Genomic DNA, 13,239 nt, shown 5'->3' on the forward strand with positions numbered 1-13,239 from the left:
CCCGAATAAAAAAAGAATCAGGATTAATAAAAGATGAGCTGGCATAGCTTATCTTTTATTAATGGAAAAATAGAGGTAGAAAATGGAAATAATGACAGATTATACAAATGTAAGATGGAAAGAAAACGGTAAATTAAAATTACTGATCATTGTCGGAACAAGACCTGAGATCATCAGACTGGCAGCAGTGATCAGTAAATGTCGCAAATACTTTGACTGTATTTTAGCACATACCGGACAAAACTATGATTATAATTTAAATGGCGTATTTTTTCATGATTTGAAATTAGCTGATCCTGAAGTATATATGAATGCTGTCGGTGATGATCTGGGAGCTACAGTTGGCAATATCATCAACTGTTCATATAAACTGATGAATCAGATCAAACCTGATGCTTTACTGATCTTAGGAGATACTAACAGCTGTTTAAGTGCCATCAGTGCCAAAAGACTGCATATCCCGATCTTTCATATGGAAGCAGGGAACAGATGTAAAGATGAATGTTTACCGGAAGAAACGAACAGACGGATCGTTGATATCATTTCCGATGTCAATCTAGCTTATAGTGAACATGCCAGAAAGTATCTGCATGAATGCGGTCTGCCAAAAGAAAGAGTATATGTGACGGGATCACCAATGGCCGAAGTATTAACTAACAATCTAAAGGAGATAGAAGCATCTGATATTCTGGACAGATTAAAATTAAAAGCTAAAGGTTATATCTTATTGAGTGCACATCGAGAAGAGAATATCGATACCGAAAAGAACTTCCTTTCATTATTCAATGCGGTCAATAAAATGGCTGAAAGATATGATATGCCGATATTATATTCATGTCATCCACGAAGCAAAAAAAGACTAGAAAAGAGCGGTTTCAAGTTAGATGGCAGAGTGATCCAGCATGAGCCGTTAGGATTCCATGATTACAATCACTTACAGATGAATGCTTATGCGGTGGTAAGTGATAGCGGGACATTACCGGAAGAGAGTTCATATTTTACAAGTATAGGAAGGTCATTTCCAGCGGTATGTATCAGAACAAGTACCGAAAGACCGGAGGCTTTAGATAAAGGATGTTTTGTTTTAGCAGGGATAGATGAAAGATCATTATTACAGGCCGTAGAGACGGCAGTACAAATGAACTTAGAAGGAGACTATGGAATACCGGTACCAGATTATATCGAAGAGAATGTAAGTACTAAAGTAGTAAAACTAATTCAGTCATATACAGGTGTAGTAAACAAGATGGTATGGCGGAAAGATTAATGTTAAATAAAAGATATTAAAATGAAAGTGGGAGAAAATATGGATAAAGAAAATAATGTATATAAGGATAGTAATTTAGAAATAAGAGATAATATTTTAAAATTTAATGATCATGTTATTCAGTTATCTAATATATCGAGTGTTTCTGTTTCTCCAATGGAGAAACAGAAAATACCAAATGAACTATATTTAGGTATTTTAGTAGGTTTGGTTTGTTTTGCGTTTATGCCACCAGTAGGTCTAATAATTGCTGGAGCAGCATTATTTATGATTTTTAGAATTATATCTAATAATAATTCTTTAGGATTTTATTTGAAAATAGAATTAAATTCAGGTGCAAATATGTATTTTAATGCTGATGATAAAAACTTTTTAATTAAAATTGTTGCTGTTATGGAGAATTGCTTTAATGATAAGAATTCTAGTGTTTTTATTGATATGAAGAATAGTAATATACAATATGGTGACAATAATACGGTGATGAAATAACATGGGATTTAAATTTAAGGGGAAGTTGGAAAATAGTAATATACAATATGGTAATAATAATATTTTTCAACAAGAAATAAATATTACTGAAAATATTAATTGGAATATTCTTGATCAAGAATATTCCAAGATAATAGGTATTGAAAAAAATCCTAAATTAAAAGAAGCAATTTAAAATAAATCTGTTTCATCTTTTAAAAATTTATTAAAAAAACATATACATAATTATAGTATTAATGTATTAAGTGATTTAACATCTACAGCTATTATTGAAATACTAAAAATGTTTATTTGAGATTTGTTAACCTAGTAAAAATTAACTAGGTCTTTTTTATTAGATAAATGTAAGCGTTTTAACAGGAGGGGCTTGTTTATATGGATGGCTTCATTAATAAAATAACTTTATATGATATAATTTCGACAACATTACCAGGATCAATCGTTGTCTTAAGTATAATATCTATCATTCCAAATGAATTTAGTTATCTTTATGAATATATAAATAATGCATGGTTTATCTTTGGATTATTTTGTATTGTAAGTTATTGCATGGGATGGACATTATCACAATTGACAAAATATATTTTTAAACTATTTTTTGAGAAAGAACATTGGAGCTATAGTATTCATCTTTTTAACTGCATTATTAGTTTAGTTGGATTATTATGCTTATTTTATAATTTTATGGGGATTAAGAGATTTATTAAATGTGCATTACTATATAGCTTATTCATATTTATTATATCATTGATCAACTATCATAGTTTTGAGAAAAGAGAAAATAATAAATTAAGTGAAAAAAGATTTTTAATAAAAAATTGTTATAAATATTTAGTTGAATTTTACGATGATTTTGATGAATTTTTTGAATTAGGAAATGCTGGTGAAGAAGAAATAGAAAAAACTATAAAGAAGATGTCAACGAGCTGTTTTATGCTAATTCAAACAGATTCTAAATATAATAGATTACATAATTATAATTCATCAAAGTCATTTTCTAAAAATTTATCAGGGGCTTTTCTTTTTTTAACAATAATCACATCATATCATTTTATTTTAAATAACAATATCAAATATGATTATTTATACATGATTTTAATAATTTTAACTTTTGTATCATTTATTGTGCTGTATTTACGTTATAAATCATTTGAAAATAAAATAAATATTTTAACAGCAGCATATTTTATAGATTTAATGAAAAATAAAAACAGTTAGGAGAGGGGAAAATGAAGATACAAAATAAAAATGTTCATCACGGTGCCAGATTTATTGATGCAAAATCTGTTTCACAGTTGATACCAGGAATAGATAATATCGGCAATAATATTTGTCAATTTAGGAGTGTAGCTTTTAATTATAATAAAAAATTAAAGTCAGATAAACGTTCTAATGAATTGAATAATTTAGCACCAGAAAGATTTAATAATACTTTATCTATTATTGGTCAAAGAGGTGATGGTAAAACTTCGACAATGATGACTTTTATAGAAGAAATAAAAAACGGCAGATACTTTAAAGATACTGAAAAAAGCAATAATAGATGCGATATTATTACTAGAATAATAGATCCTGATGAAATTAGTGAAAGTTCGGATTTTTTAGGGTGGGTCATGACATGCATTGGTGAATATCTAAATTCTTATTCAAAAAGTAATCAAAATGATGATAAATATTATCAGGATTGTATTCATTTACAAGGTATGCAACATATGACATCCAATCTTGATACTAAATTAAATGATATTTATAAATTGTATACCTCTGTAAAAAAAGAATATAGTGGTCTAATTTATTCTAAAAGTAATTCATTAAATGAATATAGTGATAAATTTAAGATATTGCTTACTAATGATTATCAATTTAGTCAAAAATTTCGGGATTTTATTACAGAACTAATTGATTTTAAAAGGGAAGAGAATCGTCGTTTAAATTATAGGGAAATTGAAGCTGAACCATTGATATATTTTTTCTTTGACGATGTTGATACATCTTCAAAATATTGTCCAGAAATATTAATTAATATATTAACATTTTTGTGTCATCCTAATATAGTGGTTTGTGTAAGTGGTGATTATGAAATTTTTGAAAAAAGTGTAACTAAATATTTATTAGATACTAGCATATATTTGGAAAAAGACTATCAAAAGGAATTGGCTTCTGCTCAAAGTAGAAGTGAATTCTTTTTAAAAAAAGCATTACCTTCTTCATATCGATATAGAATTGTAAATTATACAAATGAAATTTTGTTTAATATGAGTTATTGTTATAAAACAACCACTAATCCTGAAAAATTAGAACAATTTAATATTTTACAATTAATTAGTTATGTTTTTGGATTGGGATTTATAAACGATGAAAAAAATCAAGTGGGTGGTTATTTAAAATCTTTTATTATTCCTAATATTAATGACAAAGATTTCAGTTTGTCTAATAATATTACTAATATCAATGATTATTATTTTTGCAACAATGAAGTAAAAACTAACTATGTATATGCATATTTATCAGTTTTTGGTAAGAATGTTAGAAGTTTTGTAAATGTTTATAATTATCTTTATAGTGAGGCAATTAGTGTTTGTGAAAATCAAAATAGTTATAAAAAACAAACGATTAGTGAATATTGGAATACGGATAGATTTAGTGAATTTATTAATATTATTATTGAGTCAAAATTTACATATTTAAAACATCGTAGAGATATAAATAAGTTTTTATCAATTAAATATGATAAAATTGAAAATTCGAATAATATCGAAGATGCTGTGCGTAATTTAAGAATTGACTGTGAAGAATTAGAAATACTAGTTAAAAATATTCTTAATGAAGAAAAGAAGACTATCCTGAATGATAAACATGGCGAGATTAATTCTTTGATTGTGCTTGCATTTTTTATTAATGAGATTTTTTATTACATTCATCGTGATAATTATTATCTTAGATATAAACGTATTGCTTATAAACTTAAAAATATTTTATGTAAAGTATTGATTAATTCACAAAACCCAAACATCCAATTATTACCAACTACATTAGATTTACGAAGAACATTATGTATATATTATCGAATTATTTCAAGAATGGGAATCGAAACTCTTAATAAAATAGTATATCCAGATTTTAATAATATGGGAAATGTATCTAGAATAACTATAAAAAAATACTTCGTTCAATTATATTATGCGGTGATATTATTAGTCACTGCTAGTGAAAAGAAAACATATTTTTTAAAAGATACCAAGATTAATCTGTTAAATCGTGAAAACAGAGATGACCTAATAGATTATGTAAAAGTTAACAATTTTTATGATTTATATGAAAAAAGTACATATCAAGAATCAATTGATTTAAATGGAAATAAGAAAAAAAGGGAAGATTTTGAAAAAGTAATTATTCGGTGTTTAAAAAAAGTTTTTGATCTTCACCAGGATAGTAACTGGTTTAATGACAAAATTATTTATATTAAAAATATGTATCCTTCTATTGATTCGATGATGTCAAATATTGAAAATAAATATTTAAATGATTATTTAATAGATTTTGATGATATAATTAATATTAAAAAATCTATATATGAGTTAAAAGATAATGACGATTTTTTTTCTGCTCTAATAATGTTATTAAAGAAAGAAATAGACTATAGTTGTAATAGATGTGAGCTTTTATTAGGGAGTAGTGAAAAAGTGGCATTAATAAAGGATGAAGTTGATAATGAGAAATTAAAAACTCTTTTTTTATGGGGATTTACAGATAAGTGTAGTGATTCAGATGAAATGGATGATGAAGTTAATGAGTATTATCGAATATTAATGAAATTTAAACGTGAATTTGAAATAAAATTAAATTCTTATTTAAAGGTAATAAAAGATGGAAATAAAGCAATCATCAATTATAAATTAAAAGAACAAAAAAAGATAATTGATAGAAATATTAGGATATATTATTTATTGATTTTTATAATAGAATATGTGGTTTCTTATGATACAGTTGATGCAAAATTCTTTCTAAATTTAAAAAAGGAATTGACTAGTAATGAATAATGAAACTTATTTACGAATGTTGATTCTATTACTACCTTTTCTAGATTTTAATTTTTTTAATAAAACAAACTTTAATCGTAAAGAATTGGAAGAAAATATTTTATTATCAATAAAATATCATGGACAGTTTAATGATATTGATGAAATAAAAAATATTATTCAATATTATTATTATAAGGATGAATATAAAGTAGATGATTTAATTAAAATATTGGTTGATTTGTCTGATTCATTATTAACATATCATCATAATCATATTATGGTTGATATTTTTCATAAAAATGAGAAATTAAATGATATTTTATCACCTTTTCATAATAAAATTATTCCTTTCATTGAAATCAATAGGCTTATATCAGATAATTTATTAATAGTGATTTATAATTATGAAAATAATTATAGACTAGAATATATTTTGAGAAATGATCTAATAAAACCGATCTCAGTTGTTAATTTTCAATTAGAAACAATATTAAATAAGGGGATTGCTGAAACTCATACTCATCTTTTTGGTAGTACACCATATGAAGTACAATGGTCTTGGTTAATGGATAAATTAAATGATGAAAATTGTCTTGTTGTTAAAGATTTGATTAATAAAATTGATCAAAACAAGGGAATAAAATTCCATAAAAATTATTTGCAGATAAATGCCAATTTAGGAGTAATGCTATTATATACATCTATTATTAGAATACTGATGATAGAATTTATTGCTAGTTTAAAAGGTGAAATAAATACTTCTTTTGATCGATATTTAAAAACCATATATAGTATTAAAAAATTAGATAATGAAGAAAGAAATTATCTTAAAACAGCAGTCAAATGTTTTATAGAGAGTAGATTTAGCGAAGAAAATAATTTTGTTTTACATTTTAAAGTTCTTAATAAAATAATAAATAACAATCCTGGCTATTTTATGTTATGCTTGCGTAATGGACTATCTCTTGAAGATTTAAAGGCATTAGAAGAAAAACAAAACTCTAATTATAGCAAAGATTATAATTGTATAGAATTTTTATTTTTATATTTATGTTATGAAAGATATAAATATAATTCTAAAGATGAGATGTTTGCTAAAATATTTTTACAGTATATTAGATATAAAAATGTTTTACATTCAATAATAAATCAATCATCGGATATTAAAGGATTTTTTGAATTTCAAATGTATTTTAATAGTCAACATTCAATGATTGATAGTAATTCAGTAATGTTTACACCAATTTTTCAAACTTATGCGTATGATAAAGTTAAATATTTAGAAATTCGTATTGGTCATGTTCAACCTAATCAGGAAAATGAAGTAGTAGCTATTGATAAAGTCATCAATAATATGGAAAAAACATTTAAAAAATTTATAGATACTTATATAAATTTTTTAAAAAATTCATCGACAATGGTACACGCAGGGCTAATAATGCATTTCAATAAAAAAATAGATTATTCTAATAGTAATCTAGACGATTTAAAAGCAGATAATAAAAAATGCTGGTATGACTATGTCTTAACAAAAGATGAAAAATTATTACGGTATAAATTATATCGAGAAGAATGTTTTTTAAATTTAGCTGTATTTTATCATCTTCGTGGCAAATATAAAAATGCTGATAAATATCTTTTAGCAATTGATGCTGCTAGTAATGAATTAAATATGGAACCATGGGTTTTAGCTCCGGTTTTTAGAAGTGTAAAAGATCGCTATATTGATACATTGAAAGAAAAAATGGAGTATTATGGATTAGAATATAATCGGTCATTTCCCTTAAATATTACTTATCATGTAGGAGAAGTATTTAATAGTATTGTTAGTGGATTAAGACATGTCGATGAAGTAGTAGAGTTTTATGGATTTCAAAATGGAGAACGATTAGGACATGCAACTATTCTAGGAATAGATACTGATCAATACTCAAAAGTCAAAAAAATTATTTCGTTGCCAGTTATTGAGTTACTTGATAATTGGCTATGGTTATATCATATTAAGTCTGAAAAAAATCTTTTTAATGAAATATCACCAACATATATTGAAGAAAAAATATGGAAAATTGTTCATTATATTTATGAAGATAGTCAGCATCATATACCTGGTGAAATTAATATCCATAAATTGTATGATGCGTATAAATTGCAATTTGAAGAATATGATTTTGATCAAAAATTTTATGAGGAATGTAATTTTGGGCAAAAGAATTATCCATGTTATTTTGCAAAAGAAGAGAATGAATGGAGTTCACGGATGCTTTTTTATTCACGACATTGCATCTGTTATTTAAAAAGAATGAATAGTATTATTCAGGTTGAAATTGATGATGATATTAAAAGAATGATATACCATGAGGCTCAAGAATATATGTTAAAGAAAGTTGCTAGCAGGGGAATAGTAGTTGAAACAAATCCAATTTCAAATTATTTTATTGGAAATTTTAATTCGATATTTAATCATCCGATAATAAATATGAATGATACATATAAAGATAGTGAAGTTTCTAATCATATTATTTCTACAATTAATACAGATAATCCAGGAGTATTTTCAACTACGTTGAGTAATCAATTTGGCTATATTGAACAACTATTGTTAGATAGTGGTTATAGTAAAGAGCAGGTATTAAAGTGGATTGATCTAATTCGTGAAAATGGGATAAATTCCTCTTTTATTTATAATAAAGGTTATACAAAAGAACAAGTTCTAAATGAATTAAAAGATATTCAAAAACAATTATAGTTCATACACAAGAAATTACTAAATATTTATTATGAGGAAGTATAAAAAAAGAAGTAAAAAACACTTTTAATGAAGTATATAATAATGAAGGATAAAATATCGTATTGTAATGGTAGACCAATTTGGGATTATATGCTTGAAGAAGTGATAAAGATGATGATGGAAGTATTTTTAAGTGAAGAAAAAGCCAAAAAACAGGGATATGATATTCAAAAATATTATAGTATATTGGATAATTATTTTATTAGTAATGGTGTAAAAAAATTATCACAAGATATCTATAAAGGAACTGTTGATCATTTTAATGCTTTTATGGCTGCACAATGGGATTTACCTAAAACATCATGGTTTTTAAAAATTGTTGATAAGTGATATTATCGCTATTAAGGTGATACGATCGAATATTGAGAAGATGTATTAGAAATTTATTATCGTGTAAAAGCTAGAAATGCAAAATTTTTTAAAACCCAAAAAGGCTATCAACTTTGATTTAAATAATAATCTTCTAAAAAATACTATCCTTCTAAAAATTACAAGAAAGGTTGGAGAGATATTAAAAGATATTTAGAAAGCAATAATTTTATTCATCGTAAGTATTCAGGACATGTTTCCAAGTTCTTTTTTCACTTTAAAAATAAAAAAGAATTGAACTAATGTAGAGTAATTTAGTACAATAAAAGTATATTTCAAGTTATTTTAAGTAGTTGATAGAAATATTTAAAAAATTAAAAGATAAAATAAATTTTAGTGGGGAGATATTGTGAAAAATAAACCAAATTTTTTTATTGGATCTTCAAAAGAGGGACTATATATAGCAAATCAAATTGTAAATAAACTCCAAAATGTATATAGGGTGACGATCTGGAATAAAAATTTTTTCGAGCTTAATATTAGTACATATGATAATTTAATAAGAAGGGCTGTTTTATTTGATTTTGCAATAATAATATTATCAAATGACGATAATGCAATAATAAGGAAAAATAAGTATTGTGTTCCACGAGATAATACTATTTATGAATTAGGACTATTTACAGGTATTCTGGGTAAAAATCGTGTTTTTTTTGTTTGTGAACAAGGAATTAAATTACCATCAGATTTATTAGGAATTACTTGTATTATGTATGATAGTATTAATGATATATCTGATATTGTGATGCAAATTGATGAAATTGTAAAAAAAGAAATGCAAATTTCACGAATTCAATTATTGCCTTCAACGACCATTGCATACACTTATTATACAAATTTTATTGCTCCAATTTGTTCTTATTTAAATCGAAATCATAAAAAATTATTTATTATAGTACCAAATCAAATTACTAGTAATATAAAAGAGTTCGTAGAATATTTTATTATGCGTTATGATTTACAACAAGTTATAATTTCTGGTGAGAATCGTGATTATATAATATATAAATCTGACAATGATAATTTTATTGATATCCCAACTAGTCTTAACGCTTCTTATGCTATTGCTAAATTACATATGGAATCTAATTATATTGGGGATAGTGATGATTTTAAGGCAGTAATAGAACGTGAACTTGATAATTTTTGCACTACTTTAGAATTATTGATTTCGTCAAGTTATTTAAGTAAGTATATTTGTAAAATAATATCTGAAGATGAATTTGCAAATAATATAAGAGATATATGTTAAAATGAAGTAAATTTTTTTGGAAAGAAAATTAAATAATGTTAATAAAATAATATAAGGAGCGAAAAAAATGAGTAAAATTATTTTTATTGATGTCGATGGCACGCTAGTAGATTACGAAAATAATTTACCAGCTTCAGCTAAAAAAGCTATAAAAATGGCACGCAAAAAAGGGCATAGAATATACATTTGTACTGGAAGAAGTAAAGCAGAGATATACCCATATATTTGGGATATTGGTTTAGATGGAATGATTGGTGGTAATGGCAGTTATGTAGAAGATGATAATACAGTTATTATGCATCAATTAATTACTAAAGAACAATGTAGACATATTGTTGACTGGTTAAATGAAAGAAAACTAGAGTTTTATCTTGAAAGTAATAATGGTTTATTTGCAAGCAAAAATTTCGCAAAAGCTGGTTTGCCGGTTATTCAAGAATATAATAGACGTAAAGGGAAAAATGATATTATTTTAACTGTTAGTGATATTTTTCCAGAGATGATATTTGATGGTGAATTATATCGAGAAGATTTAAATAAAGTTAGTTTTATTTTGAATGATTACCAAGATTATCTTGATGCAATAAAAGAGTTTCCTGATTTAAAAGTCGGTACTTGGGGTGGGGCTGGTGAAATAGCATTATTTGGTGATTTGGGGGTAAAAAATATTACAAAAGCTCATGCTATTAATGTATTATTAAATTATTTGGGAGCTAGTATAAAAGATACTTTTGCATTTGGTGATGCTAAGATCGATATTCCAATGTTGGAATATTGTCATATTGGTGTAGCTATGAATAATGGTGGAGATGAAATTAAAGCTATGGCTGATTATATTACTGATGATGTTGATAAAGATGGACTATATAAAGCGTTTGTTCATTTTGGATTAATATAAGAATAAGAGGATATATATCAAGGATAAATCTAATTAGGTTTATCCTTTTCTTATTTTGTAAATTAATTAATTGGTAAAAAGATTATGATAAGATAAGAGCGGAGGTAGGATGATGAAACGTAAATTTTTCTTTTTTGATATTGATGGAACATTAGCAGTAGGTACGCCGGGTAAACAATATGTACCGGAGTCTACAAAATTAGCTATATCTAAGCTTAAAGAAGCAGGACATTTTGTTGCTATTGCAACGGGTCGTAGTTATGCGATGGCAGTAGAACATATGCGACAGTTAGGATTTGAAAATATGGTCAGTGATGGTGGTAATGGTATTACGATCAATAATCAATTAATTAAAATCAAACCGTTAGATTATGATAAATGTTTAGCACTAATAGATGAATGTATTGAAAAAAATTATATATGGGCTATTTCTCCCGATAATACGAAAAGAAGATTGGCTCCGGATAATCGTTTTTATGATTTTACTCACGATATATATATGGATACGGTTGTACAGGAAAACTTAAATCCCTTAGATTTTAAAGAAATATATAAAGTATACATAGCTTGTTATAGTCCCGAGGAAGAAAATTTAGAAACTTTAAAACAATTACCATGGTGTCGTTTTCATAAAGAATATCTCTTTGTTGAACCTGGTGATAAATCAGTAGGAATTAAAATGATGGTCGATCATTTTAAAGGTGATTATCACGATGTTGTTGTTTTTGGCGATGAGAAAAACGATTTAAGCATGTTTAAAGATGAATGGACAAGTATTGCTATGGGTAATGCAATTGATGCCTTAAAGCAAAAAGCCAGTTATGTTACTGATGATTGTGATAAAGATGGTATTTATAATGCCTGTAAACACTTTGGGTGGATCGATTAATGTCAGTCAGCCGTTTATTTGAGACAGTTTATTATTTAATTGAACATAAACAGACAACAGCTAAAGAATTAGCTGAGCATTTTGAAGTATCCATTCGTACCATCTATCGTGATCTAGATCGTTTGCTGGCGGCAGGTTTTCCGATCAATACATTTCCTGGGAGTAATGGTGGGATAGCCCTTGATGAAAAGTTTGTTATTGAAAAGAATTTTTTTGATTTTCAAGAGCAGGAACAGATCTTAGCAGCAATTCAAACAATCGAAAATTTACAAGGAAATAAGCAAAATATTTTAATTTCTAAACTATCATCTTTATTTGATACTCAGCGGCGGGATTGGATCGAAGTTGATTTTAATACCTGGCATCAGGATAACAAACTCAATGATAAATTTAATTTGTTAAAAGAAGCTATTTTTAGTAATCAGGTGGTAGAATTTAAATATATCGATTCTTATGGGAAAAAGTCAAAGCGGCAAGTTTTACCTAATAAGTTGTTTTTTAAAAGCAATACCTGGTATTTTCAGGGATATTGTTTGAATAAAGAAGATTATCGGATATTTAGATTAAGCCGAATCAATGATTTAATTTTAACGGATAAAGAAATTAATGATATTAGTAATGATCCTCCTAAGATTATCAATTATGATGATGATTCACCAGTAATCAAAGTTAAATTAAAATTTGATAAAAGTTTAGGAAGTGTTGTATATGATGAATTTAGTAATTCTTTGATTACATTAGATGATTTAGGTAATTATATTGTGGAAACAACTGTAGCTAATAATTTTTGGTTATTAAGCTTTATTCTTTCGTTTGGCAGTCAAATTGAAATAATCGAGCCAGTTGAAATAAAGGAAAAGTTATTAAAAGAAGTAGAATCGATCATGAAGAAATACCGATAATATAATTGTTTAATAAACCTGACAAATGATGTCAGGTTTATTTTGTTATAATAAATTATAAACTTAAACAAATTTTATAACCAAATAAAAAAAAGGATTCTAAATTATCCAACATTGGATAAAAATGTAATCCAGTAAAAAAATTTGAATTAAGTTTCATTGTACTAAAACGTATGTAATTCTTATGATGGCTTTTTTTTGCACAGATTACTTTTTTGATATAAAAATTTATATTATTTTAGTAATTACTGTTATTCTTGTGAGCATTTAATGGTAAAATAGGCATGGTGGCCCCCTCCCCAAAAGAAAGCAATATTCTGTTGAGTCATAATTTATGATGAGTTATTGGACAAGATTGAGTTT

The 13,239-nt window shown here is 26.0% G+C and carries 11 protein-coding genes; all 11 read left to right on the forward strand.

The genetic code is table 11. From position 1 onward, the window contains the following. Window positions 1–82 precede the first annotated feature (82 nt). Window positions 83–1,267, forward strand: coding sequence for a non-hydrolyzing UDP-N-acetylglucosamine 2-epimerase (gene wecB, locus BR82_RS0112760; RefSeq protein ID WP_027090502.1), 1,185 nt, complete (start codon window positions 83–85; stop codon window positions 1,265–1,267). 39 nt (window positions 1,268–1,306) lie between these two features. Beyond that, the gene (locus tag BR82_RS0112765; protein ID WP_027090503.1) at window positions 1,307–1,756 is read left to right on the forward strand and encodes a hypothetical protein; all 450 of its coding nucleotides are present in this window, start codon (window positions 1,307–1,309) and stop codon (window positions 1,754–1,756) included. 1 nt (window position 1,757) lies between these two features. Further along, window positions 1,758–1,931 carry a hypothetical protein gene (locus BR82_RS17155; RefSeq protein WP_154659621.1) on the forward strand — a complete coding sequence of 58 codons (174 nt, stop codon included), beginning with the start codon at window positions 1,758–1,760 and terminating at the stop codon, window positions 1,929–1,931. A 200-nt stretch (window positions 1,932–2,131) separates the two neighbouring features. Beyond that, window positions 2,132–2,974 carry a hypothetical protein gene (locus BR82_RS0112775; protein WP_027090504.1) on the forward strand — a complete coding sequence of 281 codons (843 nt, stop codon included), beginning with the start codon at window positions 2,132–2,134 and terminating at the stop codon, window positions 2,972–2,974. Between the two features lie 11 nt (window positions 2,975–2,985). After that, complete coding sequence (locus BR82_RS0112780; RefSeq protein WP_027090505.1) at window positions 2,986–5,796, forward strand: hypothetical protein; 2,811 nt, start codon at window positions 2,986–2,988, stop codon at window positions 5,794–5,796. Continuing rightward, the gene (locus BR82_RS0112785; RefSeq protein WP_027090506.1) at window positions 5,789–8,524 is read left to right on the forward strand and encodes an amidohydrolase family protein; all 2,736 of its coding nucleotides are present in this window, start codon (window positions 5,789–5,791) and stop codon (window positions 8,522–8,524) included. The genes BR82_RS0112780 and BR82_RS0112785 overlap by 8 nt, the downstream gene beginning before the upstream one ends. 84 nt (window positions 8,525–8,608) lie before the next feature. Continuing rightward, entirely contained in the window at window positions 8,609–8,896 is a 288-nt protein-coding gene (locus tag BR82_RS15875) for a hypothetical protein (RefSeq protein WP_240474563.1), read from the forward strand. A gap of 388 nt (window positions 8,897–9,284) precedes the next feature. Then, entirely contained in the window at window positions 9,285–10,187 is a 903-nt protein-coding gene (locus BR82_RS16460) for a TIR domain-containing protein (RefSeq protein ID WP_051592839.1), read from the forward strand. Window positions 10,188–10,254: 67 nt separating this feature from the next. Then, window positions 10,255–11,085, forward strand: a complete 831-nt coding sequence (locus BR82_RS0112800) for an HAD family hydrolase (protein WP_027090507.1) — start codon at window positions 10,255–10,257, stop codon at window positions 11,083–11,085. A 112-nt stretch (window positions 11,086–11,197) separates the two neighbouring features. Beyond that, window positions 11,198–11,974, forward strand: coding sequence for an HAD-IIB family hydrolase (locus tag BR82_RS0112805; protein ID WP_027090508.1), 777 nt, complete (start codon window positions 11,198–11,200; stop codon window positions 11,972–11,974). Beyond that, on the forward strand, window positions 11,974–12,876 hold the full coding sequence (locus BR82_RS0112810) for a helix-turn-helix transcriptional regulator (RefSeq protein WP_024722415.1): 903 nt from the start codon (window positions 11,974–11,976) through the stop codon (window positions 12,874–12,876). Before BR82_RS0112805 ends, BR82_RS0112810 begins: the two co-directional genes overlap by 1 nt. Window positions 12,877–13,239: the final 363 nt, after the last annotated feature.

The organism is Thomasclavelia saccharogumia DSM 17460, assembly GCF_000686665.1.
Lineage (GTDB): Bacteria > Bacillota_I > Bacilli_A > Erysipelotrichales > Coprobacillaceae > Thomasclavelia > Thomasclavelia saccharogumia.

Coding starts and splice junctions, on each gene's coding strand:
- BR82_RS0112805 (WP_027090508.1), top strand. CDS start 11,198: ATGAAACGTAAATTTTTCTTTTTTGATATTGATGGAACATTAGCAGTA.
- BR82_RS0112765 (WP_027090503.1), top strand. CDS start 1,307: ATGGATAAAGAAAATAATGTATATAAGGATAGTAATTTAGAAATAAGA.
- BR82_RS0112775 (WP_027090504.1), top strand. CDS start 2,132: ATGGATGGCTTCATTAATAAAATAACTTTATATGATATAATTTCGACA.
- BR82_RS15875 (WP_240474563.1), top strand. CDS start 8,609: ATGAAGGATAAAATATCGTATTGTAATGGTAGACCAATTTGGGATTAT.
- BR82_RS17155 (WP_154659621.1), top strand. CDS start 1,758: ATGGGATTTAAATTTAAGGGGAAGTTGGAAAATAGTAATATACAATAT.
- BR82_RS0112785 (WP_027090506.1), top strand. CDS start 5,789: ATGAATAATGAAACTTATTTACGAATGTTGATTCTATTACTACCTTTT.
- BR82_RS0112780 (WP_027090505.1), top strand. CDS start 2,986: ATGAAGATACAAAATAAAAATGTTCATCACGGTGCCAGATTTATTGAT.
- BR82_RS0112810 (WP_024722415.1), top strand. CDS start 11,974: ATGTCAGTCAGCCGTTTATTTGAGACAGTTTATTATTTAATTGAACAT.
- BR82_RS0112800 (WP_027090507.1), top strand. CDS start 10,255: ATGAGTAAAATTATTTTTATTGATGTCGATGGCACGCTAGTAGATTAC.
- wecB (WP_027090502.1), top strand. CDS start 83: ATGGAAATAATGACAGATTATACAAATGTAAGATGGAAAGAAAACGGT.